The 26,293-nt window shown below is 73.1% G+C and carries 20 protein-coding genes and 1 pseudogene; 10 read left to right on the top strand and 11 right to left on the bottom strand.

Annotated elements, in window-relative coordinates; all coding sequences use genetic code 11:
• Positions 1 to 2 precede the first annotated feature (2 nt).
• The 4 genes from accB to cutA all read right to left on the bottom strand — a co-directional run bounded on the left by accB (position 3) and on the right by cutA (position 3,944).
• Positions 3 to 482 (bottom strand): acetyl-CoA carboxylase biotin carboxyl carrier protein, encoded by a 480-nt coding sequence (gene accB, locus BN3794_RS00335; protein WP_066091647.1) that lies wholly within the window; start codon positions 480 to 482, stop codon positions 3 to 5.
• A 66-nt stretch (positions 483 to 548) separates the two neighbouring features.
• Complete coding sequence (gene aroQ / locus BN3794_RS00330; RefSeq protein WP_066091644.1) at positions 549 to 995, bottom strand: type II 3-dehydroquinate dehydratase; 447 nt, start codon at positions 993 to 995, stop codon at positions 549 to 551.
• Positions 996 to 1,219: 224 nt separating this feature from the next.
• Entirely contained in the window at positions 1,220 to 3,604 is a 2,385-nt protein-coding gene (locus BN3794_RS00325) for a protein-disulfide reductase DsbD family protein (RefSeq protein ID WP_066091642.1), read from the bottom strand.
• Positions 3,605 to 3,620: 16 nt separating this feature from the next.
• Positions 3,621 to 3,944 carry a divalent-cation tolerance protein CutA gene (cutA, locus tag BN3794_RS00320; protein ID WP_066091639.1) on the bottom strand — a complete coding sequence of 108 codons (324 nt, stop codon included), beginning with the start codon at positions 3,942 to 3,944 and terminating at the stop codon, positions 3,621 to 3,623.
• A gap of 461 nt (positions 3,945 to 4,405) precedes the next feature.
• Between cutA and BN3794_RS00315 the strand changes: the two genes are divergently transcribed.
• The 5 genes and pseudogenes from BN3794_RS00315 (at position 4,406) to BN3794_RS00300 (ending at position 9,603) form a co-directional block, all read left to right on the top strand.
• Positions 4,406 to 4,693 (top strand): co-chaperone GroES, encoded by a 288-nt coding sequence (locus BN3794_RS00315; RefSeq protein WP_066091636.1) that lies wholly within the window; start codon positions 4,406 to 4,408, stop codon positions 4,691 to 4,693.
• Positions 4,694 to 4,749: 56 nt separating this feature from the next.
• Positions 4,750 to 6,375: a chaperonin GroEL gene (groL, locus tag BN3794_RS00310; RefSeq protein ID WP_066091632.1), complete on the top strand. Its 1,626-nt coding sequence runs from the start codon at positions 4,750 to 4,752 to the stop codon at positions 6,373 to 6,375.
• Positions 6,376 to 6,708: 333 nt separating this feature from the next.
• Complete coding sequence (locus BN3794_RS00305) at positions 6,709 to 7,500, top strand: crotonase/enoyl-CoA hydratase family protein (RefSeq protein ID WP_066091630.1); 792 nt, start codon at positions 6,709 to 6,711, stop codon at positions 7,498 to 7,500.
• A 27-nt stretch (positions 7,501 to 7,527) separates the two neighbouring features.
• Positions 7,528 to 7,894: pseudogene (locus tag BN3794_RS16735) on the top strand (NAD(P)-binding domain-containing protein); the annotation flags it as partial.
• 629 nt (positions 7,895 to 8,523) lie between these two features.
• Complete coding sequence (locus tag BN3794_RS00300) at positions 8,524 to 9,603, top strand: 3-deoxy-7-phosphoheptulonate synthase (RefSeq protein WP_066091627.1); 1,080 nt, start codon at positions 8,524 to 8,526, stop codon at positions 9,601 to 9,603.
• Between the two features lie 220 nt (positions 9,604 to 9,823).
• On the opposite strand, the gene BN3794_RS00295 is transcribed toward BN3794_RS00300, so the two are convergent.
• Positions 9,824 to 11,485, bottom strand: a complete 1,662-nt coding sequence (locus BN3794_RS00295; RefSeq protein ID WP_078059483.1) for an AMP-binding protein — start codon at positions 11,483 to 11,485, stop codon at positions 9,824 to 9,826.
• A gap of 92 nt (positions 11,486 to 11,577) precedes the next feature.
• On the opposite strand from BN3794_RS00295, the gene BN3794_RS00290 reads away from it, so the two are divergent.
• Positions 11,578 to 11,841 carry a GIY-YIG nuclease family protein gene (locus BN3794_RS00290; protein WP_066091624.1) on the top strand — a complete coding sequence of 88 codons (264 nt, stop codon included), beginning with the start codon at positions 11,578 to 11,580 and terminating at the stop codon, positions 11,839 to 11,841.
• A gap of 72 nt (positions 11,842 to 11,913) precedes the next feature.
• On the opposite strand, the gene BN3794_RS00285 is transcribed toward BN3794_RS00290, so the two are convergent.
• A complete protein-coding gene (locus BN3794_RS00285) occupies positions 11,914 to 13,011 on the bottom strand; it encodes a M14 family metallopeptidase (RefSeq protein WP_066091621.1) in 1,098 nt (365 codons plus the stop codon).
• A gap of 222 nt (positions 13,012 to 13,233) precedes the next feature.
• Positions 13,234 to 14,754, bottom strand: a complete 1,521-nt coding sequence (scpC, locus tag BN3794_RS00280; RefSeq protein WP_066091618.1) for a succinyl-CoA:acetate CoA-transferase ScpC — start codon at positions 14,752 to 14,754, stop codon at positions 13,234 to 13,236.
• 145 nt (positions 14,755 to 14,899) lie between these two features.
• On the opposite strand from scpC, the gene BN3794_RS00275 reads away from it, so the two are divergent.
• Complete coding sequence (locus BN3794_RS00275) at positions 14,900 to 17,074, top strand: AsmA family protein (RefSeq protein WP_066091615.1); 2,175 nt, start codon at positions 14,900 to 14,902, stop codon at positions 17,072 to 17,074.
• A 1,090-nt stretch (positions 17,075 to 18,164) separates the two neighbouring features.
• On the opposite strand, the gene trxC is transcribed toward BN3794_RS00275, so the two are convergent.
• Positions 18,165 to 18,614, bottom strand: coding sequence for a thioredoxin TrxC (trxC, locus tag BN3794_RS00270; protein WP_066091613.1), 450 nt, complete (start codon positions 18,612 to 18,614; stop codon positions 18,165 to 18,167).
• An 83-nt stretch (positions 18,615 to 18,697) separates the two neighbouring features.
• Between trxC and glnE the strand changes: the two genes are divergently transcribed.
• Positions 18,698 to 21,502 carry a bifunctional [glutamate--ammonia ligase]-adenylyl-L-tyrosine phosphorylase/[glutamate--ammonia-ligase] adenylyltransferase gene (gene glnE / locus BN3794_RS00265; protein WP_066091610.1) on the top strand — a complete coding sequence of 935 codons (2,805 nt, stop codon included), beginning with the start codon at positions 18,698 to 18,700 and terminating at the stop codon, positions 21,500 to 21,502.
• A gap of 3 nt (positions 21,503 to 21,505) precedes the next feature.
• Here the strand turns inward: glnE and BN3794_RS00260 are convergent, their stop codons facing one another.
• The 3 genes from BN3794_RS00260 to BN3794_RS00250 all read right to left on the bottom strand — a co-directional run bounded on the left by BN3794_RS00260 (position 21,506) and on the right by BN3794_RS00250 (position 24,586).
• The gene (locus tag BN3794_RS00260) at positions 21,506 to 21,994 is read right to left on the bottom strand and encodes a queuosine precursor transporter (protein ID WP_078059502.1); all 489 of its coding nucleotides are present in this window, start codon (positions 21,992 to 21,994) and stop codon (positions 21,506 to 21,508) included.
• A gap of 64 nt (positions 21,995 to 22,058) precedes the next feature.
• Positions 22,059 to 23,516 carry a carbon-nitrogen hydrolase family protein gene (locus tag BN3794_RS00255; protein ID WP_066091604.1) on the bottom strand — a complete coding sequence of 486 codons (1,458 nt, stop codon included), beginning with the start codon at positions 23,514 to 23,516 and terminating at the stop codon, positions 22,059 to 22,061.
• A 101-nt stretch (positions 23,517 to 23,617) separates the two neighbouring features.
• The gene (locus BN3794_RS00250; RefSeq protein ID WP_066091601.1) at positions 23,618 to 24,586 is read right to left on the bottom strand and encodes a mitochondrial fission ELM1 family protein; all 969 of its coding nucleotides are present in this window, start codon (positions 24,584 to 24,586) and stop codon (positions 23,618 to 23,620) included.
• A gap of 100 nt (positions 24,587 to 24,686) precedes the next feature.
• Here BN3794_RS00250 and BN3794_RS00245 point away from each other — a divergent pair, with 100 nt between their 5' ends.
• Both BN3794_RS00245 and BN3794_RS00240 read left to right on the top strand, forming a co-directional pair.
• The gene (locus BN3794_RS00245) at positions 24,687 to 25,277 is read left to right on the top strand and encodes a malonic semialdehyde reductase (RefSeq protein WP_066091597.1); all 591 of its coding nucleotides are present in this window, start codon (positions 24,687 to 24,689) and stop codon (positions 25,275 to 25,277) included.
• Between the two features lie 74 nt (positions 25,278 to 25,351).
• Entirely contained in the window at positions 25,352 to 26,050 is a 699-nt protein-coding gene (locus tag BN3794_RS00240; RefSeq protein WP_078059482.1) for a YceI family protein, read from the top strand.
• The last annotated feature ends 243 nt before the right edge of the window (positions 26,051 to 26,293 follow it).

The following is a 26,293-nucleotide window of genomic DNA, read 5'->3' as shown; positions in this document are numbered from 1 at the left end:
CATCAGGCGATGACGAACAGCGGCTGGTCGAACTCGACCGGCTGGCCGCTCTCGCCGAGCACGGCGACGACCGTGCCGGACACGTCCGCCTCGATCGGGTTGAACATCTTCATCGCCTCGATGATCGCCAGCGTGTCGCCGGCCTTGACCGCCTGGCCGACGCTGACGAACGGCGGCTTGTCCGGCGACGGCGAGGTGTAGAACGTGCCGACCATCGGCGAGCGCAGCACGTGGCCCTCGGGCAGGGCGCTGGCCGGCTTGGCGGTGCCGCCGGTGGAAGCCTCGGTGGGCGAGCTCATCGGCATCGGGGCCGGCGCCGGGGCGACGGCCACCGCGGCCGGGGCGGCGGCGGGCGCGGCGAACACGCTGCCGGCCGGCACGCGCGCCAGGCGCACGCTCTCCTCGCCCTCCTTGATCTCGATCTCGGCCAGGTTGGATTCCTCCAGCAGGTCGATCAGTTTCTTGATTTTGCGCAGATCCATGAGGGGCCTCTCGGTAAGCAACGTGCGGGGCGCGCAGGCGCCGGCCGCGTTCGGGGAAAAGGGGATTCAGGGGGCGGCGTCGAGCCGGGCCAGCGCCGCTTCCAGCGCCAGCCGGTAGCTGTCCGCGCCGAAACCGCAGATCACCCCCAGCGCCTTGTCGCTGAGGTAGCTGTGGTGGCGGAACGGCTCGCGCGCGTGCGGGTTGGACAGGTGGATCTCGATGAACGGCAGGGCGACTGCCAGCAGGGCGTCGCGCAGCGCCACCGAGGTGTGGGTGAAGGCCGCCGGGTTGATCAGGACGAAGGCGGTGCCATCCGCGCGCGCGGCCTGGATGCGCTCGACCAGCACGTGCTCGGCGTTGGACTGCAGGCTCTCCAGCGCATGCCCGGCCGCGGCGGCGCGCGCGGCCAGCGCGGCGTCGATCTGGGCCAGGGTGGCGCGGCCGTAGACCTCCGGCTCGCGGGTGCCGAGCAGGTTCAGGTTGGGGCCGTGCAGGAGCAGCAGTTTGGCCATGCCGGGGGCGGTGACGGAAAGGGCGGGAGTCTGCGCGAACCGCGCGATGCTGTCCAGATGGGCGAAGATCGCCGTGTTTCAAGCGATCGTTTGAATCCCGGCGGCCCACCGCCGCGTCGGCGGCGGGCCGCCGTGCCGGTCGGGGCGGCCGCCAGGCGGCATCGCGGCGATGTCCCGCCACGGCGATGGCACCGCTCGGGCATCGGCCACGCGCCGGGGCGGCGTCAGCCGCCGGCGCGCTGCAGCGCGTCCTCGACCACGGCCTGGGTCAGCACGGTCGGCAGCACCCGCGGCGGGGCGCCCGGGCCGTAGACCACGTACAGCGGCACGCCCACGGCGCGGTGCTCCTCGAGGAAGGCACTGATCTGCGGATCGGTATTGGTCCAGTCGCCGACCATGTACACCGCGTCCACGCGTCGCATCGCCTCGCGGAAGGGCGCGCGCGCGATGACGTTGCGCTCGTTGGCCTTGCAGGTCACGCACCAGTCGGCGGTGATGTCCACGAACACCACCCGGTTGCTGGCGCGCAGGCGGTCTAGCATCTGCGGCGAATAGGCCACGGTGTTGTCCCCGGCCGTGGCCGCGCGCGCATCGGCATGCAGGTGCGCCACGATCCCCAGCGGCGCCAGCGAGGCCAGCACCAGGACCACACCCACGGCCATGCCGGGCCGCCGCTCGCGCCAGCGGTAGCGCTCGTAGCACCACAGCCCCAGCGCCATCACCGCCAGGCCGGCCAGCACCACCGCCAGCGCGTCCACGCCGCGCTGCTTGCCCAGCACCCACAGCAGCCAGATCGCGGTCAGGTACATCGGGAACGCCAGTACCTGCTTGAGCGTGTCCATCCAGGCGCCGGGCCGCGGCAGGCGCTGCGCCAGCGCCGGTACGAAACCGATCAGCAGGAACGGCAGCGCCAGGCCCAGGCCCAGGCAGGCGAACACCAGCAGCGCCACCGGGACCGGAGCGAGGAAGGCATAGGCCAGCGCCGGCCCCATGAACGGGGCGATGCAGGGACTGGCGACCAGGCACGCCAGCGCGCCGGTGAGGAAGTCGCCGGCGGCGCCGCGGCGGGACGCGGCCAGCTGCCCCAGCCCGCCGGCGCGGCTGCCCAGGGTGAAGGTGTACACGCCCGACAGGCTCAGCCCGACCGCGAACATCAGGTAGACCAGCGCGCCCACGAACCACGGCTGCTGCAGCTGGAAGCCCCAGCCGGCGGCCTGCCCGGCCGCGCGCAGGGCCAGCACCAGCGCACCGATCGCGGTGAAGGACACCAGCACGCCCAGCGTGTACCAGAGCGCATGCGCACGGGCATGGGCGCGGCTCTCGCCGCTCTGCGCCAGGCCCAGCACCTTCAGCGACAGGATCGGCAGCACGCACGGCATCAGGTTGAGGATCAGCCCGCCGAGCAGCGCCAGGCCGAGGGCGACCAGCAGGCCGAGCGGCCTGTCCGCCGGCGGCAGGCTGCGCCCGGCGTTGTCGGCCGAGGCGTCGGCGGGATCGGCCGGGGCCGCGGTGGCGGCCGGCGCGGCGGCCTGGCCGGGGGTGGGCATCACGCCTTCGCCGGACGCCGCGGGCACGGGGGCGTCGGCCGCCGCGGCCCCGGCGACGGGCATGCGCAGCAGCGGGGCGGCGCTGACCGGCGTGCCGGTGCTGAGCGTGCCGGCCGGGATGGCCAGGCGTACCCGCCGGGTCATCGGCGGATAGCAGATGCCGTCGGTCTGGCAGCCCTGGAAGGTCGCCACCAGCGTGGCCTGCACCGCGTCGGCGCGCTTGCGCTGCAGCGGCAGGGTGACCTCGGCCTGGCCGAAGTAGACGGTGGTCTGGCCGAAGTGTTCGTCGCGGTGCGGCTGGCCGGCCGGCCATTGCGCCCGGCCGGGCCGCACCCCGCTGGCGCCTTCCAGCGCGAAGGAGGTGCGGTCGCGGTACAGGTAGTAGCCCGGTGCCGGGGTGAAGCGCAGCAGCAGGGTGTTGCCGTCGCCGACGATGGCCTCGAAGCGGAATGCCTGCTCGGGCGGCAGCGGCAGCGCTTCGCCGGCCACCGGCGCCGCGCCGGGCAGGGAGAGGCCGCCGCTGCCGCCGCTGCCGGGCAGGCCGGCCGGGGCGGCGGGCGCGGTGGCCGCCGCCGGCGCCGGCGCCGCATCGGACGCGGCCGCCCCGGCCGTGGCCGGCAGGGCGACCTGCAGCACGCGCTTCTGCGGCGGATAGCACACACCGGCGTCGGCGCAGCCCTGGTAGTGCACTTCCACGCTCACCTGGCGCAGGCCGGCCTCGGGCTGGCCGGGCAGGCGTGCGTCCAGCTGGCCGTGGTAGGTCTGCACGTCGCCGAAGAACGGATCGTGCTTCTTCGCGCCGTCGGGCATGGCCAGCTCGCCGGCGTGGAAGGCCGGGTCGGCCTTGGCCGAGGTGCGGTGCCGGTACAGGTAGTAGCCGGGGGCGATCGCCCAGTGCAGTTCGATGCGGCCGCGCTCGGGCGCGCTGGCACGCAGCTGGAAGGCCTGCTCCACCGGCAGCAGGTCGGATTCGTCGACGGCGCCGGCGAGCGGCGCGGCGGCGGCCAGCACCAGCAGCGCGACCAGGCGGGGGAGCCGGGAAAGCAGGGAACGGACCATCATCTGTATCGGGATTCCTTCAGGGGACCTCGCGGGTTTCGGCGGCCACCCATGCGAAATAGGCGGGCGAACCGACCGTGGCTTCGACCGCGACGATCTCCGGCAGTTCATAGGGATGGAGGGCCTGCAGCCGGGCAACCAGCGCCTCGACCCGTTCGCCGGAGGTCTTGATGGTCATCAACGCCTCGCGGGCGGATTCGAGTCTACCTCCCCAGCGGTAGAACGAGCGGATGCCGGGCGCCAGCTGCACGCACGCGGCGAGCCGGGCCTCGACCAGGCAGGTGGCGACGGCGGCGGCGGCCTGCTCGTCCGGGAACGTGGTGGTGACGATGTACAGGGACATGGCAGGGGCACCGGCGGCGGAAGGGGCGCAACGAAGCGGCGCCGCGACGCTCCCTGTCGCGCCCGGCCCGGCCGTCGCGTGGCCGCCAGGCGGCGCAGGCGGAGCCGGCACGGGGCGGTCACGATACCAGCCGCGAAGGCGAGCGCCAGCGGCGGACGGCGAAAAGCGGTGCGGCGGTTCGATGGGCGGCGTGCCGCGGCAAGCGCGGGACCGGCCCGCCTGCCCGGCCCTTGCCGGCGGGCGGGGCCAGCCCCACCTGGACGCTGCCGCCGGCCGTGCGCCGCAGCCGCCGTCCGGGCCTGCGGGCGCCCCCCCCCCCCTTGAAAGCCGGCGGCGCGTCCCCAGATAGGGGTGCATCCCGGATGACGGGATTTGTTGCGCGCGAGATTGGCACTCTCCCCTGTCGAGTGCTAACATCGCCGGACTTTCCAAGACCATTCAATCACTTACAGAGGTCTCACATGAGCATCAAGCCGCTTCATGACCGCGTTGTTGTCAAGCCGATCGAAGCCGACGAAATCTCCGCCGGCGGCATCGTGATTCCGGACTCGGCCAAGGAGAAGTCCACCAAGGGTGAAGTCGTGGCCGTGGGCCCCGGCAAGGCGCTGGACAACGGCAGCGTGCGCGCCCCGGCGGTCAAGGTCGGCGACAAGGTCATCTACGGCCAGTACGCCGGCAGCAGCTACAAGGCCGACGGCATCGAATACAAGGTCCTGCGCGAGGACGACATCCTAGCCGTCATCGGCTGATCGTCGCCCGCCCGAACCCATCCACGAATTCCATCCATCTTCCGAGGTAACAGCACATGGCTGCCAAAGAAATCCGTTTCGGTGAAGACGCCCGCTCGCGTGTCCTGCGCGGCGTGAACGTGCTCGCCAATGCCGTCAAGGCCACCCTGGGCCCGAAGGGCCGCAACGTCGTGCTCGAGAAGAGCTTCGGCGCCCCGACGATCACCAAGGACGGCGTGTCCGTCGCCAAGGAGATCGAGCTGGCCGACAAGTTCGAGAACATCGGCGCCCAGATCGTCAAGGAAGCCGCTTCCAAGACCAACGACATCGCCGGCGATGGCACCACCACCGCCACCGTGCTGGCCCAGGCGTTCATCCAGGAAGGCCTGAAGGCCGTGGCCGCCGGCATCAGCCCGGTGGAGATCAAGCGCGGCATCGACAAGGCCGTGGCCGCCGCCGTCACCGAGCTCAAGAGCCTGTCCAAGCCCACCGCCGACGACAAGGCCATCGCCCAGGTCGGCACGATCTCGGCCAACTCCGACGAGACCATCGGCAACATCATCGCCGAGGCCGTCAAGAAGGTCGGCAAGGAAGGCGTGATCACCGTCGAGGAAGGTTCGGGCCTGGAGAACGAGCTGGACGTGGTCGAGGGCATGCAGTTCGACCGCGGCTACCTGAGCCCGTACTTCATCAACAACCAGCAGAGCCAGCAGGTCGAGTTCGACGACCCCTACATCCTGATCCACGACAAGAAGATCGCCAACGTGCGTGACCTGCTGCCCGTCCTCGAGGGCGTGGCCAAGGCCGGCAAGCCGCTGCTGATCGTCGCCGAGGACGTCGAGGGCGAGGCGCTGGCGACCCTGGTGGTCAACACCATCCGCGGCATCGTCAAGGTCGCCGCGGTCAAGGCGCCGGGCTTCGGCGACCGCCGCAAGGCCATCCTGGAAGACATCGCCGTGCTGACCGGCGGCACCGTGATCTCCGAGGAAGTGGGCCTGTCGCTGGAGAAGGCCACCATCAAGGACCTGGGCCGCGCCAAGAAGGTGCAGGTCTCCAAGGAGAACACCACCATCATCGACGGCGCCGGCGACAGCGCGGCCATCGAGTCGCGGGTCAAGCAGATCAAGGCGCAGATCGAGGAGACCTCCTCGGATTACGACCGCGAGAAGCTGCAGGAGCGCGTGGCCAAGCTGGCCGGCGGCGTGGCCGTCATCAAGGTCGGTGCCGCCACCGAGGTCGAGATGAAGGAGAAGAAGGCGCGCGTCGAGGACGCCCTGCACGCGACCCGTGCGGCGATCGAGGAAGGCGTGGTGCCGGGCGGCGGCGTCGCCCTGATCCGTGCGCTGAAGGCGGTCGAGGGCCTGAAGGGTGCCAATGCCGACCAGAACCTGGGCATCGCCATCACCCGCCGCGCGCTGGAAGCGCCGCTGCGCGCGATCGTGGCCAATGCCGGCGACGAGCCGAGCGTGGTCGTGGCCAAGGTCAAGGAAGGCAGCGGCAGCTTCGGCTACAACGCCGCCACCGGCGAGTACGGCGACCTGGTCGAGCTGGGCATCCTGGACCCGACCAAGGTCACCCGCTCGGCGCTGCAGAACGCCGCGTCGGTCGCCGGCCTGGCGATCACCACCGAGGCGGTGATCGCCGAGGCGCCGAAGAAGGACGAGCCGGCGCCGATGCCGCCGGGCGGTGGCATGGACTTCTGAGTCCGGCCGCGGCCTGCGCCGCATCTGGCAGCAACGGAAACCCCGCCGCGAGGCGGGGTTTCTTTTTGTGTTGCGCCCACCGCTGCGGTCGAACACGGCGCAGGCCTGCTTCCCGCCGCGAGGCGGGGCTTCTTCTTGGCTTGCGCCTGCCTTCCTGCCCGTTCCGCTGTCCTTCTGGCCACGTCGGGTCCTGTCCTGCCCGGCCCTCTCCTGCCCGGGTCCCGGCGGCGCGGCCTCCGGCGACGTTTCCGCGGCCGGGCCGCCAGCGCGGCCTTATCGGCGCGCCCCCGGCCGGCTATGCTGATGTTCCATTCGCCGGCGTAGGGTGGCCCGATGGCCCTGCTTCATGTCGAGCGCACCGACGACGGCATCGCCGTGGTGCGCCTGGACCGTCCCGACAAGCGCAACGCACTGAGCTTCCCGATGATGCGCGAGCTGGTGGCCACCGCCCGCGCGCTCGGTCGCGACCGGCGCCTGCGCGCGGTCGTGCTGCACGGCGCGGGCGCCTCGTTCTGCGCCGGACTGGACCTGGCCGAGCTGGGCAGCGCGCGCAACCGCCTGACCGCGTTCTGGGAGCTGCTGCGCCCGGGACGCAGCCTGTTCCAGCGGGCGGCGCTGGCCTGGCAGGACCTGCCGGTGCCGGTGATCGCCGCCGTGCACGGCCATTGCCTGGGCGGCGGCCTGCAGTTGGCCCTGGCCGCCGACGTGCGCATCGCCACCCCCGATTGCAGGCTGTCGATCATGGAGGCGCGCTGGGGCCTGGTCGCGGACATGGGCCTGAGCCGCACCCTGCGCGGGCTGGTGGCGGCGGACGTGGCCCGCGAGCTGGTGTACAGCGCCCGCATCGTCGAGGCCGAGCAGGCCCGGGCCATCGGCCTGGTCACCCGGCTGGCCGACGACCCGCTGGCGGCGGCGCTGGAACTGGCGCGCGAGTTCGCCGCGCGCTCGCCCGATGCGGTGCTGGCGGGCAAGCGCGTGGTCGATGCGATGCTGGACGGTCCGCGCGGTTCGCTGCGCCTGGAGAAGGCCTGGCAGCGCAAGCTGCTGCTCGGGCGCAACAGTGCCATCGCGCGCCGCCGCGACAAGGCACCGGACACGCCCTGGGCGCCGCGCCAGTACCGCTGAAGGAATCGCCGGCGACCGGCAACCGGTGCCGGAGGAGGGGATCGCGGGGCCAGCGTGACCCTGCCGCACAAGGAAGCGGCCTTTGCCCTGTGCAGTGCGCTGACGCCGCGCGCGCCGCGCCGGGGCGGTCAACACCCCGGTGCTGGCCGATGACGGCGGCTGATGCGGCGACAACATCGACGGTGCCGGCCTGATGCGCGACCTCGCCGCGCGCCACCACCTGGACCTGCGCGGCCGCCGCGTGTTCATGCTCGGCGCCGGCAGTGCCGCGCGCGGCGTGGCGCCGGCGCTGCTCGATGCCGGCATCGCCCGGATGGTGGTAGTCAACCGCACGCCCGAACGCGCCGAGGCGCTGGCCGACGCGATGGGCGAGCCGGCCCGCGCGGTGGTGCGTGACGGCGACACAAGCGCACGGCACTGCAAGGGGACATGGCCGTGGGAATGCGTTGCTCGAACGGGCCGGGGCGACGGCGCCGGATATCCGCGGGCGGTTGCACGAAGCGTCCACGCAAGCGCCGGTCCTCGCGGACGGACGGATGCGGTCGCCTGCACGCCATCACGATGCTGCGGCTCGCGCGGCATCGTGACGCAGCATCGCGATGACGGTCAGCGTGCCGATCTTCGATTTCCGATTTCCGATTTCCGCTGCCCGCTGCCCGCTGCCCGCTGCCCGCTGCCAGATGCCAGATGCCAGATGCCAGATGCCCGACCCGACCCGACCCGACCCGACACTGCACTGCACTGCACTGCACTGCGCCGCGCCGCGCCGCGCCGCGCCAGCCTCGCGTTGCAATTGAAACGGTTGGCACGCGCGTTTTGCCGTGCTATCAATGCCGGCCATGAACGCGAACCGCGCCAGCTCGTACTTCTTCTGGTACTACTTTCCGAAGCCGCTGGCGGAGGAAGGATCGCGCTCACCCTGAAGGAAACTTCAAGCCGAATCCCGAAAGCCGCCAGCGCAACTGGCGGCTTTTTTCATGGCCGCCATCGCCTGGGGCACCCACTTCCCAACGGAGTTGCCACATGCCCCCGCACACCGATGACCTGCGTATCCGCAAGATCGAGCCGCTGACCCCGCCGGCCGCGCTGATCGAGCTGTTCCCCTGCGACGACGTCGCCTCGCACACCGTCCACGACGCGCGCCAGGCGCTGCACCGCATCCTGCACGGCCGCGACGACCGCCTGGCGGTGGTGATCGGCCCGTGCTCGATCCACGACCCGGTCGCGGCGATGGAGTACGCCCAGCGCCTGCGCCCGCTGCGCGAGGAGCTCGGCGACGCGCTGGAGATCGTCATGCGCGTGTATTTCGAGAAGCCGCGCACCACCATCGGCTGGAAGGGCCTGATCAACGACCCGGACCTGGACGGCAGCTTCGACATCAACAAGGGCCTGCGCATCGCCCGCGGGCTGCTGCGCGACATCAACCTGCTCGGCCTGCCGGCGGGCGTGGAGTTCCTGGACATCATCTCGCCGCAGTACATCGCCGACCTGGTGGCCTGGGGCGCGATCGGCGCGCGCACCACCGAGAGCCAGGTGCACCGCGAGATGGCCTCCGGGCTGTCGTGCCCGGTGGGCTTCAAGAACGGCACCGGCGGCGACGTCAAGATCGCGGTGGACGCGGTCGGCGCGGCGATGCACGAGCACCATTTCCTGGCGGTGACCAAGGATGGCCACACCGCCGTGGCCGCCACCGACGGCAACCCGGACTGCCACGTGATCCTGCGCGGCGGCCACGTGCCCAACTTCGATGCCGCCAGCGTGGAGGCGGCCAGCCAGGTGCTGCGCAAGGCCGGGCTGGAGCCGCGGCTGATGATCGACGCCAGCCACGCCAACAGCCACAAGAAGCCGGAGAACCAGCCGGCGGTGGTGGACGACATTGCCACGCAGATCGGCGGCGGCGAGCGCCGCATCGTCGGGGTGATGGTGGAGAGCCACCTGGTCGGCGGCCGCCAGGACCTGGTGCCCGGCCAGGCGCTGGCCTACGGGCAGAGCATCACCGACGGGTGCATCGACTGGGACAGCAGCGTGCAGGTGCTCGAGCGCCTGGCCGCCGCGGTGCGGCAGCGGCGCGCCCTGGCCGCTTCTGCGCAGGCCGCGGCCTGAGCCGCGCCCGCGCGGGACAGGAACGCGCGGACAAGGAAAAGCCGGGCGGTCCGAAGACCGCCCGGCAGGCGGGACAGCGCCTTGGGATGCCTACCGCTACAACGCCGAGACTGGGGAGAACGCGGGTGACGGCGTGTACCGACCGGCGCGCCATTGATCGCCCGTGGATGTTGCACGGGTTTGCCGTCGCTTGGCGTGGCGGCCACACGCGGCCGGCGGCTCAGGCCGGCAGCTGCGGCTCCAGCCCCTGCCGGCGCAGCAGGAAGCGCTGGATCTTGCCGCTGGGCGTCTTCGGCAAGGCATCGCAGAACTGGATCTCGCGCGGGTAGGCGTGCGCGGCCAGGCGCTGCTTGACCCAGGCGGCCAGCTCGTCGGCCAGCGCGTCGCTGGGACGGTGGCCGGCGCGCAGCACGACGAAGGCCTTGACGATCTCCGTGCGCTCCGCGTCCGGCTTGCCGACCACCGCCGCCTCGGCCACCGCGGCATGCTCGATCAGCGCGCTCTCCACGTCGAACGGGCCGATGCGGTAGCCGGAGGAAGTGATCACGTCGTCGCTGCGGCCGACGAAGGCGATCGAGCCGTCCTCGTTGAGTTCCACGGTGTCGCCGGTGACGTAGTACGGCCCGCGGAAGCAGGACTGTCGCTCGACCTGCCAGTAGCCGGGGAAGAAATACAGCGGCGAGCGCGGGCGGTCGATGGCCAGCTCGCCGGGCACGCGCGGCGGCAGCTCGTTGCCGGCCTCGTCGATCACTGCCACCCGGTAGCCGGGCAGGGCATAGCCGGCCGAACCGGCCTGCAGCGGATGGCGCAGCGCGTGGTGGTTGCACACGGTCATGCCGGTCTCGGTCTGGCCGTAGTGGTCGTGGATCGGCGCATGCAGCACCTGCGCGAACCAGCGGATCACCTCCGGGTTAAGCGGCTCGCCGGCGCTGCTGATCACGCGCAGACGGCCGCGCAGGCGTGCGGCGGCCTCGTCGCCGCCGGCCATCAGCATGCGGTAGGCGGTGGGCGAGCCCATCAGGTTGGTCACGCCCAGCGCCTCGATCAGCGCCCAGGTGCCTTCCACGCTGAAGCCCGATTCCTGGAAGGTGATGGCATGGCCGAGCATCAGCGGGCCGGCCACGCCGTAGTACACGCCGTAGGCCCAGCCGGGATCGGCGATGTTCCACAGCACGTCGTCCTCGCGCAGGTCCACCGCGTAGCGCATGTAGGCGCTGAAGGCGAGCAGCGCCTTCAGCGGCACCGGCACGCCCTTGGCCAGGCCGGTGGTGCCGGAGGTGAACAGCATCAGCAACAGGTCCTCGCCGGTGCGCGCCACCGGCGCGAACGTGGCCGGCTGCGCGGCCAGCGCGGCGGCGAAGTCCTCGTCCGGCACCGCCGCGTCCACCGCCAGCACCGGCGGCAGGCCGGCGATGCCGTCGAGCTTGCCGCGGTTGGCGCGGTCGGTGACCACCAGCCGTGCCTCGCTGCCGGCCAGGCGGTGCTCGATGGACTTGGGCCCGAACGCGGTGAACAGCGGCTGGTAGACCGCGCCGGCGCGCCAGGTGCCGAGGATGGTGACCAGCAGCTCGGCGGTACGCGGCAGCAGCCCGGCCACGCGCTCGCCGGGACCGATGCCGTGTGCGCGCAGCACGTTGGCGAAGCGCGCGGAGGCCGCGTCCAGTTCCTCGAAGGTGACGTCGCGGCGGCGCCCGTCGGCGCCGATCGCGCGCAGCGCCACCCGGCCCTGGCCGACGTGGCGGCCGCAGCACTCGACGTAGGCGTTGAGCGCATCCAGGGTGCCGGCCAGGCGCGCGGCCTCGCGTTCGGGCGAGAAGCCGCGCATGAAGGCGGCGTAGTCGGGGGCGTCGGCGGGCGCCGACCAGGCGGTGTTGTCGGACATGGTGGACCCTCCCAGGATCGTCCCCGATCTTGGCGGCGCGCCGCTGTCCGCACCATTGGCGGAAAGTCGCACGGTGGCGCGACAATCGCGCCATGGCCGACGACGCGTGCTGGTTCCTGTACCTCATCGAATGCCGCGACGGCAGCTACTACGCCGGCATCACCAACGACCTGGAGGCGCGCTGGCGCGCCCATGCCAGCGGCCGCGGCGCACGCTACACCCGCGCGCACCCGCCGTTGCGCCTGCTGGGCGCGCGCGCCTACCCGGACCGTGCCGCGGCCTCGCGCGCGGAGTGGCGCATCAAGCAGCTGCCGCGCGCGCGCAAGCCGGCGTTCCTCGACGGCGGCGACGGCTGAGGCCGCCACGCATGCATGCGGCGGCGCCCCGGGAAGAGGCGCCGACGCGATGCCGGTACCGGGGCGGCAGGCTCAGTTCGCCGCGCGCCGCGGGGCCGGATCCGCCGCGGCGTCGGCCGGCGGCAGCAGCGAGACCAGTTCGTCGGCGGCGAAGCGCGCCAGGCCGTCGAGGTCCTCCCGCGTGGTGCCGTCGCCGACCTCGTAGGTGGCCACCGGCGCACCGAAGCTGCGGAACGCCCAGTTCTTGAACACCGGGCTGTCCGCCGCGCTGGCCGCCGATTCGCGGATCCGGCCCGGGTAGCGCTGCTGCAGGCCGGCGATCCAGCGCTGCATCAGCCCGCCGGGCCGACGCGAGGGATCCTCCTTCACCGTGTACAGCACGTCGTGCCAGGTGGAATGGAAGTCCAGCACGAACACCATGTGCCCGCCACGCTGGCTCACCGCGCGGCCGAGCGCGTCGCGGATGGCGCGCGTCTCGGGCTGGCGGAAGGTGCCCCAGTCGCGGTTGAGGTCGGTGCCGGCGGCGTTGCCGCGCCAGTGGCCCTCGGCCACGCCGTCGGGATTGACCACCGGCACCACCACCACGCGGTAGTCCTGGCGGAAGCGGCGCGCGGCCGGGGTATCGGCGGCCAGCGCATCGACGAAGGCCATCATCGCGTGCGCGCCGGTGGTCTCGGGCGGATGCTGGCGGCCGAGCACCAGCACCACCCCGCGCGCCTGCGGATTGCCGAACTGCAGCATCGTCAGCGGCCGGCCCTGGCGCGACTGCCCGATCGTCTCGGCCTGCAGCGGCACGCGCGCGGCCAGCCGCCCGGCCCAGGCCTGCATCGCCGCCAGGGTGACCGGCGGCTGGGCGAATACCCACTGCGGCTGGCCGGTGCCCTGCAGCACCAGCTCGGGCAGGCCGTGGCCGGGCACGGTGTAGGCGGCGCCGGCATCGCGCCAGTGCTCGCCGTCGTCGCTGAGCCAGGGCGAGTAGCGCGGCTGCCCGTCGACATAGCGCAGGCGCAGGTGCAGGGCGGTCCCGGCCGGGGCCTGCACGCGGAAGCCGTACCACGGGCTCGGGTTGATCGGCACGTTCTCCGGCAGCACCCACAGCTCGTAGCGGTCGCGGCCGGTGCGCACCACGGCGTTCAGGCGCGAGCCCTCGGCGCGGTTGTCGAAGCGCACGCCGTCGCCCGGGAACTCCCAGTCGCGGTGGTCCTGGAAGGCGACCTCGGGGCCCGGCGGCGGCAGCGGCGGGGCCTGGCGCGCCGGCAGGGCGGCCGGGGCGAGCAGGCCCAGGGCCAGAACGGGTCATGGGCGGCGGCGGACGCGGGCCGGAATGCCCGGTTTCAAACCACAAGGATGCACCGCGCCCGGATTTCCGCCACTGCGGTCGCCGCGCGCCGCTCAGGCCGGCTTGCGCATCGTGCCGGTGTCGAGCCAGCGCTGGTGCCAGGACAGCGCCTCGGTCAGCAGGTGCGGGGTGTGCTTGCCCCAGCTCTCGCGGCAGGCGCGGTCGAAGTAGTCCTCGATCTGGTCGCGGTAGTCCGGGTGCACGCAGTGGTCGATCAGCTGGCGCGCGCGCCGCCGCGGCGGCAGGCCGCGCAGGTCGGCCAGACCGCGCTCGGTGACGATGATCGACACGTCGTGCTCGGTGTGGTCGACGTGGCTGACCATCGGCACCAGCGCGGAGATCGCGCCCTGCTTGGCGGTGGACGGGCTCAGGAAGATCGACAGGAAGCCGTTGCGCGCGAAGTCGCCCGAGCCGCCGATGCCGTTCTGGATGCGCGTGCCCATCACGTGGGTGGAGTTGACGTTGCCGTACAGGTCGGCCTCGATCATCCCGTTCATGCCGATGCAGCCCAGCCGGCGCACCAGCTCGGGATGGTTGGACATCTCCTGGGTGCGCATGACGATGCGCTCGCGGTAGAAGGCGATGTTGCGCTTGAACTCCTCGTTGGCCTCCGGGCTCAGCGCGAAGCCGGTGCACGAGGCCACCTTGAGCACGCCCGAGCGCAGCAGCTCGAGCATGCCGTCCTGGATCACCTCGGTGAACGCGGTCAGCTCGCGGAAGCCGCTGTCGGCCAGGCCGGCCAGCACCGCGTTGGGGATGTTGCCCACGCCGGACTGCAGCGGCAGCAGGCTCGGCGGCAGGCGCCCGGCGGCGACCTCGTGCTTGAGGAAGTCGATCAGGTGGCCGGCGATGTCGCGGCTGTTGGCGTCGGCCGGGGTGAACGGGCTGTTGCGGTCCGGGCCGTTGGTGCGCACCACCGCCACGATCTTGTCCGGGTCGCAGCGCAGCGCGGTCTCGCCGATGCGGTCGGCCACGTCCACCAGCGGGATCGGCTTGCGGTGCGGCGGCAGGGCGGTGCCGTAGTACACGTCGTGCATGCCGTCCATCTCGGCCGGCTGCCACTCGTTGACCTCGACGATGACCTTCTCGGCCAGGTCCAGCCAGGTCTTGTTGTTGCCCACCGAGGTGGACGGTACCAGCGCGCCGTCGGCGCGGATCGAGGACACCTCCACCACCGCGGTGTCGATCTTGCCGTAGAAGCCGAACCAGGCGTGCTGGGCGACGTGGCTCAGGTGCACGTCGATGTAGTCGAGCTTGCCGTCGTTGATGCGCGCGCGCGCGTCCGGGTCGGTCTGGAACGGCAGGCGCAGGGCGATGCCGTCGGCCTTGGCCAGGGCGCCGTCCAGCTCGGGCGCGGTGGAGGCGCCGGTCATCAGCCGGATCTGGAACGCCTCGCCGCGCAGGTGGGCCTGTTCGATGCGCTGCGCCAGGGCGCCCGGCACCGCCTTGGGATAGCCCGAACCGGTGAAGCCGCTCATCGCCACGGTCTCGCCGGGCTGGATCAGGGCGGCGGCGGTTTCGGCCGGGACCACGCGCTGGCGCAGGCGGGCCTCGTGGATGCGTTCGACGGACATGGTTGGCAAGGGTGACGTGGGGAACACGATTATCGGCGATGCCACCGCGGCGGGCGTTCGACCTTGGTGTAAGCCGGACGCGGCTTTCACGCCGCGAGGGAGCGCCGGCGCGCGATAGTGAGACGTTTTCCCTCACTCTCCTGCCATGATCCGTCCTGCCTTCACCTCCTGGCGTCGCTGGCCCCGGCCATGGCGGATCGCCGCATGGGCCGTGCTCGGCGTGTACGCGCTGTACCTGCTGGCCGGCAACGTGTTCCTCAACACGCCGCTGTTCGAGCAGGCGGTCAACCGCCAGCCGCGCAAGTTCACCCTCGCCACCGGGCCGGCGCTGACGCTGTGGCCCGGCCAGGTGCTGGCCTGGGACGTGCGCGTGCACGGCCACACGCGCCATACCGCGTGGACGGTGGATGCCCACCGCGCCAGCACGCGGGTGGCGCTGTGGCCGCTGCTGCGGCGCGAGGTGCGGCTGCCGTGGCTGGAGGCGCGCGCGGTCCGCGCCGACGTGCAGCAGGTGGCGGATTTCGTCGCCCCGCCGCCGGAGGGAGACAGCGGCTGGACGCTGCGCTTCGACGCGCTCGCCAGCGACAGCCTGCAGCGCGTGCGGCTCGGGCGGCTGGTGCTGGAAGGCCATGGCCGCGGCCGGGTGGGCTTCGTCAAGCAGCTCAAGGGCGGGCCGTCGGAGCTGCTGCCTTCGCAGCTGGCCTTCTCCGAGGCGCGCCTGTCCTGGGGCCATACCGTGCTGCTCGAGCAGGGCGAGCTGGACAGCACCTTCTCGTGGCCGCGCCACTACCGCAGCCAGGCACCGGGCCTGCGCAAGCTGGAGATCCTGCAGGCCAGCCTGCGCATGCACGGCCTGGGCTCGGCGCTGCGCGTGGACAGCGGCAACGGCACGGTGGACATCCGCACCGTGCCCACCGCCGCGCGCGTGTACGCCGACCTGCGCCTGGACAAGGGCGAGCTGGCGCCGGGCAGCCGCCTGGTGTGGCGCACGCCGATGCTGGCCGGGGTCGGCGCACCCGACCGCGGGGTGCTGACCCTGCAGCTCGACGCCGCCGAGGACCTGCGCGTGCAGGCGCACCTGCCGCACGACGCGCGCACCGATACCCTGGTCGACGTCGACCTGGACGTGGCCGGCCGGCGCATCCCGTTCACCGACCCGGCCGCCTTGCTGCCGCGCACCTCGGGCCAGGCGCGGGTGCGCTGGCAGTTCGAATCGCTGGCATGGATCGGCAGCCTGTTCGTGGCCAAGCCCTGGTTCGCGCTGGAGGGCACCGGCCTGGTCGATGCCGACCTGCGCCTGCAGCAGGGCCGGCTGATGCCCGGCAGCCGCCTGGACGTGCCGCAGGCCCGCGCCCGCGCCGAGGTGGCCGGCATGCGCGTGGAAGGCACCGCGCAGGCGCACGGGCGCCTGCGCGGCGACGCCACGCGCCAGCGCATGCACCTGGACGTGGACATGTCCGACTTCTCCGCGCGCACCGGCGACGGCCAGGTCCTGGTGCGCGGCAACGGCCTGGGCCTGCAGCTCGAAGGCGCCGGCGAACTGCCGCGCCTGCGCCAGGACCTGCAGGCACGGCTCGTGGTGAAGCAGGCCACGGTGCCCGACCTGCGCGTGTACAACCGCTACCTGCCGCGCGACAGCGTGCGCCTGCTGGCCGGGACCGGGCGCTTCTCCGCCGACCTGCAGCTGGACGGCAGCGGCCAGGTCGGCCGCGGCCAGGCACGGCTGCAGGCCGGCACCGCGCGGGTGCAGCTCGCCGGCCTGGCGATGGGCGGCGACCTGGACCTGCAGGCGCACCTGGCCGCGGCCGACATCGGCACCGGCCACTACGACCTGGGCGGCAGCACCCTGGCGCTGCGCAACGTGGCGCTGCAGGGGACGGATGCGCCGCCGCCGGGCTGGTGGGCCACCGTGCGCATCCCGGCCGGGCGCGTGCGCACCGGCGACGACTTCCAGGTCGATGCCCGGGCCGACATCGGCATGCGCGATGCCGGCGTGCTGCTGGCGCTGTACTCGCGGCGTAGTGAATACCCGCGCTGGATCGGGCGCGTGCTCGATGCCGGCCAGGTCCAGGCCACCGGCCAGTTGCGCTGGCGCCGCGACCACCTGTGGGTGGATCGGCTGCAGGCCGAGAACGACCGCCTGTCGCTGCGCGCGCGCCTGGACCTGTCCGGCGCCCGCAACCGCGGCGACCTGTACGCGCGCTGGGGCGTGTTCGGCGTCGGCGTGGCGATGGACGGCGAGCAGCGCCAGTGGCACCTGCTCGGCGCACGCAACTGGTACGACAGCCAGCCGGCGCTGCTGCCGGCGATGAAGGAGTGAGGCCGGCCGCGGCGCCAGGCCGAACGCAAAATGAACCGTTCGGTATCGTTTTTGCGCTGCAGCGTGCATGCCGGCGAAAACCCCTGCAACATCGGTCCCGCATCCCGACGTGGGGGAGGGAGCAGAAGCCCGCTGGCGCTAGCCGCCAGCGGGTTTTTTAATGCCTGGATACCGCCGCGCCCGCAACCCTGCCCGTGCACATGGCCGGGATTTCGCCGCTTTCACGCGCGAGCCGCGATGCCCGCGGCTCGCGGCCCGGGAAAGCGATGGCTTCGATGGCGAAGGCTGCGGCCTTCGTGCCTGCTGCGCGTTACGGGCGCAGGATCGCCGCGCCTGTGCGGCGGTATCGCTGTTGCGTCGGTGCATCGGTACGATGGCTATTCCGGTGCGGGATCCACGTCGCGCTCCGCCCGGTGCCGACCCGCGCAGCGGATCGCCCGGTGGCCGAGGAGCGATCCGGTGCGGGCGATGCGGATGCCCATCCCCGACCGCACACCACGCCTCGCGCGTCATCGTCCGAGGCACCGACAGGAAAGGGTATGTGCGTCACCGATAGCGCCGGGTGCCTGCCCAGCCGGGGTATGGCGCCCCAAGCGATATGTCGCGCCGAGGCGCCGGCATGCCTCCGGCCTTGTGCGTTCGGGGGCGACGATCGCGTCCGCCTGCGCGGCGGCGTCCCGTCGCGGTGGCAGGGGACTGGCGCGCGTCCGGGGGGCCCCGCGCGAAGGATGGCCGCGCCGGCCGGGCCGAACGCGGGGGCGCATCGATATCGCCGGCCATTTGCCCAGCCGGTGTAGGGCGGTCCAAGCGATATATCGCGCCGAGGCGCCGGCATGTCCCCCGGCCTTATGCGTTCGGGGGCGACGATCGCGTCCGCCCGCGCGACGACGTCCCGTCGCGGCGGCAGTGGGACTGGCGCGCGTCCGAGGGCCTCGCGCGAAGGCTAGCCGCGCCGGCCGGGCCGAACGCGAGGGCGCATCGATATCGCCCGGCATTTGCCCAGCCGGCGTAGGGCGGCCCAAGCGGCATATCGCGCCGAGGCGCCGGCATGCCTTCGGCCTTGTGCGTTCGGGGACGATGGTCGCGCCCGTCAGGCGGCGTGCTGGTTGACCCACTGGACGATGGCCTGCAGCGGGATCGCGCCGGAATGGCGGGCGATCTCGCGGCCGTGCAGGAACACCGCCATCGTCGGGATGCTGCGGATGTCGAAGCGCGTGGCCAGCACCGGGTTGGCCTCGGTGTCGAGCTTGCCCAGGCGCACCTTCGGTTCCAGCAGCGCAGCGGCCTGCGCGTAGGCCGGGGCCATCATCCGGCACGGCCCGCACCACGGCGCCCAGAAGTCCACCACCAGCGGCAGGTCCGCGCGGCTGGCATGCAGGTCGAAGTTGGTGGCGTCCAGGGTGATCGGCAGGCCCTCGAACAGCGGCCGGTGGCAGCGCCCGCAGTTGGGATGCTGGGCCAGGCGCGCGGCCGGGACCCGGTTGATGGCCTGGCAATGAGGGCAGGGAACCTGCAGCGTGGCGGCCGCATTGGCGTTCATGGGGGAGCCTCGGAAGCGGTGAACGGCGGGACGCTAGCACCGTGCCGGTCGTGGCGGCGTGGACATGCGGCAGAATCCCCGCCATGCCGAACGACACCCTGCCGCCCGCCCTGCAACCGATCGTCGCGCGGGCGCTGGCACGCCTGCGCCAGGCCGCCGCCGAGACCTGGCAGCCGGACTGGGAACCGGCGCTGGCGCGCCTGGCCGTGGCCAGCGACTTCGCCGTGGACACGCTGGTGCGCCAGCCGGCGCTGATCGCCGGGTTCGCCGCGCACGGGGCGGCGCCGTTGCCGCCGCCGTCGCTGCTGCCCGGGCGCGCCGAGGACTGGCCGGCGCAGCTGCGGCGCTGGCGCGCGGCCGGTTCGGCGCGCCTGGTGTGGCGCGACGTGATGGGCCTGGACGACATCGACGCCACCCTGGCCGGCGCCACCGTCCTGGCCGAGGACTGCCTGCGCCTGGCGCTGGATGCGCTGGAAGGCCAGTTCGCCGAACGCCACGGCGTGGTGCGCGATGCCGGCGGCCACGTGCAGCGGCTGGTGGTGTTCGGCCTGGGCAAGCTCGGCGGCGGCGAGCTGAACTTCTCCTCGGACGTCGACCTGGTCTATGCCTACCCGCAGGGCGGGGAATCCGACGGCGCCCGCCCGCTCGCCGCCGAGGAATACTTCGCCCGCCTCGGCCAGCGCCTGGCGCGGCTGCTGGACGAGACCACCGCCGACGGCTTCTGCCACCGCGTGGACCTGCGCCTGCGCCCGTTCGGCAGCGCCGGCCGCCTGGCCCTGTCGTTCGCGGCCATGGACGTGTACTTCCAGCAGGAAGGCCGCGACTGGGAGCGCTACGCCTGGATCAAGGCGCGGCCGGTGGCCGGCGACATCGCCGCCGGCCTGGCCTGGCTGCAGGAACTGCGCCCGTTCGTCTACCGCCGCTACCTGGACTTCACCGCGCTGGACAGCCTGCGCGACATGAAGGCGGCGATCGTGGCCGACGTGGCGCGGCGCGAGCAGGACGAGGACATCAAGCGCGGCCGCGGCGGCATCCGCGAGATCGAGTTCCTGGTGCAGTCGCTGCAGCTGATCCGCGGCGGGCGCGATGCCGCCCTGCGCCAGCCGCGCCTGCTGCCGGCCCTGGACGCGCTGGCGCGGGCCGGCCAGGTCGCCCCCGGCGATGCCGCCGCGCTGGCCTCGGCCTACCGCTTCCTGCGCCACCTGGAGAACCGGCTGCAGATGTTGCGCGACGCGCAGACCCACGTGCTGCCGCGCGACGAGGACGACCGCGCACGCCTCGCGGCGGGGCTGGGCTTCCCGACGTGGGCGGCGCTGCACGCGCACCTGGAGGCGGTGCGCGAGCGCGTGAGCGGCGAGTTCGGCGCGCTGCTGGCGCCGCACGGGCGCCAGCCGGTGCCCGGTGCGCTGGACACCTACTGGCGCGCGCTGCCCGACGGCGGCCACGCCCGGACCCTGGCCGAGGCCGGCTTCGCCCAGGCCGAGGACGCCGACCGCGCCCTGCGCGACTTCGCCCGGTCGGCCGGCGTGCACGGGCTGTCCGACGCCGCGCGCGTGCGCCTGGACCGCGTGCTGCCGGCGCTGCTGCAGGCCGCCGCGCATTCCCCGCAGCCCGACGCCGCGCTGCGCCGCGTGCTGGCGCTGCTGCAGGCGATCCTGCGCCGCGCCTCCTACCTGGCGTTGCTGGACGAACAGCCCGGCGCGCTGCAGCGGCTGGTGGACGTGTTCGCGCGCAGCGCCTTCCTGGCCGAGCGCCTGGTCGCCCACCCGCTGCTGCTGGACGAACTGCTCGACGCGCGCGTGGCCGGGCCGCTGCCCGATGCCGACGCGATGGCGAGCGCCTGCAACGCGGCGCTGGCCGGCGACGATCCGGAACTGGCGCTGCGCGGCCTCAACGAGACGCGCCAGGCGCTGAGCTTCCGCATCGGCCTGGCCACGCTGGACCGGCGCCAGCCGGCCGAGGCCAGCGCCGCGCAGCTGGCCGGCCTGGCCGAGGCCGTGCTGCGCACCGTGCTGGCGATGGCGCGCGCGGACATGGTGCAGGCGCATGGCGAACTGCCCGGCGGCAGCTTCGCCATCGTCGGCTACGGCAGCCTGGGCGGCAGCGAACTCGGCTTCGGCTCGGACCTGGACCTGGTGTTCCTGCACGACCACCCGCCCGGGGGGGCCGCCTCCGACGGGCGCCGGCCGCTGGAGCCGGGGCGCTGGTTCGCGCGCCTGGCGCAGAAGGTGATGGCACTGCTGGCCACCCAGACCGGCGCCGGGCGCCTGTACGACATCGACGTGCGCCTGCGCCCGGACGGCGGCCAGGGCACGCTGGTGTCCTCGCTGGCCAGCTATGCCGACTACCAGCGCGCCCGGGCCTGGACCTGGGAGCACCAGGCCCTGGTGCGCGCCCGCGGCGTGGCCGGCGACGCCGGGTTGCTGCGGCGCTTCGACGCGGTGCGCACGGAAGTGCTGGCGCGGCCGCGCGCGCGCGACGTGCTGGCCGCGGACGTGGCACGGATGCGCGGGCGCATGCGTGCCACGCTGGACCGCAGCGAGGGCGCGCGCTTCGACCTCAAGCAGGGCGAGGGCGGGCTGGTGGACCTGGAGTTCGTGCTGCAGTTCCTGGTGCTGGCCGGGGCCGCGCGCGCGCCGGCGCTGTGCCGGCCACGCAACAGCGCCGCACTGCTGGACGCGCTGGCCGGTGCCGGCCTGCTGGCGGCCGACCGGGCCGGCGCGCTGCACCGCGCGCATGCGGTGCTGCTCGATGCCGGCCTGCACTGCACGCTGGACCGGCGCCCGCGCATCGTCGCGGTCGACGCCGCGATCACGGCCGCGCGCGAGGCGGTGCGCGCGGCCTGGCAGGCGGCCGGCCTGCCGGCGGCCGTGGCCGGTGCGGACTGACCGCTAGCCGCGCCGCGCCGGCATCGCGTGCCACAGCCAGGCGCGGAACGGCGCCAGCAGCAGCGTGCCCATGGCCAGTTTCACCGCCAGGTCGCCGGCGGCCCAGCTGGTCCACGGCAGGCCGGAGCCGGCGAAGGCGATGGACCAGAAGATCGTGGTGTCCAGCGTGGCGCTGCACAGCGTGGACACCGCCGGTGCGCGCCACCAGTTGCCGGCGCGCAGGCGATGGAACACGGCGATGTCCAGCAGCTGCGCGGCGATGAAGGCGCTGCACGAGGCGGCGGCGATGCGCGCGCTGGCGATCCAGATCGACAGCAGCACCGCCAGCACGAAGCCGCACCACGCCACCCGCCGCGCCGCGCGCGGGCCGAAGCGCAGGTTCACCGCGTCGCTGACCAGGAACGCGGCCGGGTAGGTGAACGCGCCCCAGGTCAGCCAGTCGTTGATCGGGTACTGCACCAGCACGTTGGAGGCCAGCACCACCGCGCCCATCGCCAGCACCGCGAGCAGCAGCGCGCGGTGCTGGCGATGGGCGCGGTGGTGCTGGCCTCCAGGATTATCCCCGCTGTCCCCCGGCCGGGCCAGTTCGGGGGCGCCGGGCCACGACCAGCAGCCCGAGTGCGGCGGCGACGTCCAGCCAGCCGAACAGGCCGCCGATCCGGGTGTACAGCGTCGCCTGCCGGGCGGGCACCGGCAGGTCCGCGATCACCGCGCTGCCGGGCAGCGGCGCGCTGCGCGCCTGCACCAGCATCCGCCCGTGCGCATCGCTCACGGTGAGCATCCCCTCGCGCGCGGCACGCACCACCGCGTAGCCATTCTCGATGCCGCGGGTCGCGGTCATGCGCGAGGCCAGCCAGCCATCGCGATAGGCGAAGTCCCAGGCCGGCACCAGCATCACCGCCGCCTCGCGCTGGCCGTAGGCGCGGCCGAAGCGGGCGAAGTGCATGTCCTTGCAGATCGCCAGGCCGTAGCGCTGGCCATCGATGGCATGCAGGTTGAAGGCGTCGCTGCGCGCGTACTGCTGGGCGCGCTCGGGCGGCGCCAGGAAGTGCTTCTCGTACTGCTCCACCAGGTTGCCCTGCGGATCGAACAGCCAGGAAATGTTGTGCGGATGCGGGCCGTCCTCGGTCATGCCCATGGCCAGCCAGAGGCGATGCTGCCGCGCGATTCCGCCGAAATGCGCGCGCCACTGCTGCAGGTCCGCCGGCGCGAGCACCGCGATCTTCTCCGGCAGCAGGACCAGGTGCGCGCCGTCCGCCGCGAGCTTGGCGACCAGGGCATCGTAGCGGTCGCGGATCGGCCGCCAGTGGCCGGGCGATGCGGCAGGGCCGATGGGATCGTCGATCGAGGCCAGCCCGACGCGCAGCGGCGTGGCCGCGACCGGCGCCTGCAGGCGCCAGAACCCGAACCCCAGCACGGCGGCGAGCAGCAGCGCCACCGCCGCGGCCAGCCGCACCGGATGCGCCAGCCGATGGCCGCGCCAGAGCAGCAGCGCCAGCGTGGAGGACACCAGGCACAGGACGAACAGCACGCCGGCGGTGCCGAACAGCGAGGCGAACTGCTGCAGCGGCAGCAGGTCGGCCTGGGAATACGCCAGGCTTCCCCAGTTGCCGTCGGGCAGCAGCGCGGCCATCAGGGTATCGACCGCCACCCACAGGACCGGATAGGCGAGCACGCTCCAGCCGTTGCGCAGGCGGCGCACGACGCGGCGCGTGGCCATCACGATCGCGAACCACACCAGCGCTTGCGCGCAGGTGGCCAGCACCGCCGCCGGCCACGGCATCACCAGCAGGAAGTAGCCGCTGTAGTGGCTGGCCGCGATCAGGCTCGCGATGGCGACGGCCGCGCAGGCGCGTGCCCGCCCTGCGATCGAGTACGCCAGCACCAGCAGCGGGACCGGGGCCACCCACGCCAGCCACCCGGGCGGCGCCAGGCCGATGCCGGCGCGCAGGACCAGCCCGGCGATCAGCGTGCACAACACACCATAGGCGAGATGCTTGCGAGAGATGTCCATGCGCGATTCCGGTGGGACCGGCAGCCGATGGTGGTGGCGGCCGCGGCGCAGGGGCAGTGCCGGATGTCACCAGATGCGCGCCGGCGTGGCCGCGGCCCGGTTCAGCCGGGCAGGTGCAGCCGTGTGCGCACCTGCGCGGCAACGCGCGCGGTCTCGCGCAGCGGCACGGCCTCGAACGGCGGCAGGGCCGGATCGAACGCGCGCACCCGGCCCTGGCGCAGCAGCGCCTGCACCAAGCGGCCGATCCGCCCCCGTGCGCATTCCGGCGCGATCACATACACCGGGGCGCGCGTGGCGCAGGCCTCCGACAGCAGGTTGGCCGAATCGGGCGTGCAGACGATCGCCTCGGCCCAGCCGAGCAGGCCGGCATAGGGATTGGCGCCATCGCGCGCGTCGCGCCAGGTGCAGGCCGGCATGCCGGCGAAGGCCCGCGGCAATGCCTGCGCGAGCATCGTCGGGGTGCGCCGCGAGGCGGTGGCCAGCACGCTGCCGCCGGCCCGGCGCAGGTACGCGGCCAGGCGGGACATCGCCGCCAGCACCTGTTCCTCGCGCCACGGCACCTGCGCGGTCGGCCCGCCCAGCAGCAGGGCCACGCGCGGCGAGGGCAGGCGGCCGAGCGCGGCGAACGCGGCGCGGCCGCGTTCCAGCCAGGCATCGTCCACCGGGTTCAGGCTGCCGGCCACGGTCAACGCGTTCGCCGCCCGCAGTGCATCGTGCTCGGGTACCAGCAGCAGGTCCCAGTGGCGCGCGGCGATGCGCGGGTCGAGGACCTGCACCACGCGCGTGCCGCGGTCGCGCAGCAGGCGCGTGGCCAGGGCCGCCTGGCGCCCGCAGCCCACCGCCAGCGCAGGCGGATCGGCCAGCAGCCGGGCGAAATCGGTGCCGTAGGCATGGCCGGCCAGCGGCAACCGGCGCGGGGCCAGCCAGCGCCACGGCGCATGCGGCAGCAGGACCACGTGCGGCACGTCGTGGCCGGCCAGCGCGGCGGCCAGCGCGCTGGCCTGGCGCTGGTTGCCGGCACGGCCGTCGCTGAGCGCGACCAGGGCATTGGATCGTTGCCGTTCGTGCATCAATACGTTTCAGGCCGGCCCGGTGCCGCCGCGCGGTGCCCACTCTACACTGCGCCCCTTGTGCCGGGCGCCGCCCGCGCCGCGACCGAGGAGACCGCCGATGGCCCGTCCGCTTGCCGATGCCGACCTGGACCAGCTGTTCCGCACCGCCCGCACCCACAACGCGTTCCTGGACAGGCCGGTGGACGATGCCACCCTGCGCGAGGTGTACGCGCTGGCCAAGTGGGGGCCGACCGCGGCCAACGCCACGCCGGCGCGCTTCGTGTTCGTCAAGTCGCCCGAGGCCAAGGAGAAACTGCGCCCGGCGCTGTCGGAGGGCAACCTGGCCAAGACCCTGGCCGCGCCGGTGACGGTGATCGTCGCCTACGACCTGGACTTCCACGACAAGCTGCCCTACCTGTTCCCGCACGTCGACGCCAAGGCCTGGTTCGAGGGCCCGCGCGAGTCGCGCCGCGAGGCCGCGTTGCGCAACGGCACCCTGCAGGGCGCCTACCTGATCATGGCCGCGCGCGCGCTGGGGCTGGACGCCGGCCCGATGTCCGGTTTCGACAACGCCAAGGTGGACGAGGCGTTCTTCGCCGGCACCGCGGTGCGTTCGAATTTCCTGGTCAACCTGGGGTACGGTGACCCGGCGGGATTGTTCCCGCGGTTGCCGCGCCTGGGGTTCGACGAGGCCGCGCGCATCGTGTGATGCCGCCGCCTGCGCCACGTGCCGTGTCGTAGTCGCTGTTCCCGTCCCACCACCCGAAAACGGAGTCCCACACCATGAGCACCACCCGCAAGCTCCTGCTCCCCCTCGCCCTGGCGGCCGCCCTGTCCGCCTGCTCCAAGCCGGCCGACCAGGCCGCGCCCGCCGCCGACCAGCCGGCCCCGGCCGCCGAAGCGCCGGCGCCGGTCGCCGCCGAAGCCCCCGCCGCCGACGCGATCAAGCCGGTCTCGGGCACCTACACCCTGGATCCGTCGCACACCGATGTCCTCGCCCAGTGGACCCACTTCGGCTTCTCCAAGCCCAGCGCCCACTTCGGCATCAGCGAGGGCACCCTGACCTACGACGCCGACGACGTGACCAAGTCCAGCGTTGCGGTCACCATCCCGCTGAGCACCCTCGACACCTTCGTGCCCAAGCTGGACGAGCACCTGAAGGGCAGCGATTTCTTCGATGCGGCCAAGTTCCCCGACGCCACCTTCAAGAGCACCCAGGTGCAGGCGGCGGGCACCAACAAGCTGGCCGTCACCGGCGACCTCACCATCAAGGACGTGACCAAGCCGGTCACCCTGGAGGTCACCCTCAACGGCGCCGGCGAGCACCCGATGGCCAAGAAGCAGGCGATCGGCTTCAGCGCCACCGGCACCGTCAAGCGCACCGACTTCGGCGTGGGCGCCTACGCGCCGAACGTCAGCGACGAGGTGCAGCTGAGCATCACCACCGAAGGCCTGCTGGACGACGCCCCGGCCGCCAAGTAACCCCGGCCGCGGTGCACGACGCGACAGGGCCCGCGCAAGCGGGCCCTGTCCGTTTCGGGCGCCGGTATTCCGTTGCGGCGGTGGCGGTGGCGGTGGCGGTCGCGGTGCTGATGCTGATGCTGATGCTGATGATGGTGATGGTGATGGTGATGGTGCCGATAGGGTGGCCTGCCAGGTTGCTTGACCGGCAAGAACACGACGGGCACCCCCTGCTGGCGCGCACGTCGCGTGCACGTATCGCGT

It is taken from the genome of Xanthomonas massiliensis (assembly GCF_900018785.1).
In the GTDB taxonomy this organism is placed as follows: domain Bacteria; phylum Pseudomonadota; class Gammaproteobacteria; order Xanthomonadales; family Xanthomonadaceae; genus Xanthomonas_B; species Xanthomonas_B massiliensis.
Note: the sequence above shows the minus strand (reverse complement) of the source record. Positions and strands in the feature narration are given on the sequence as shown.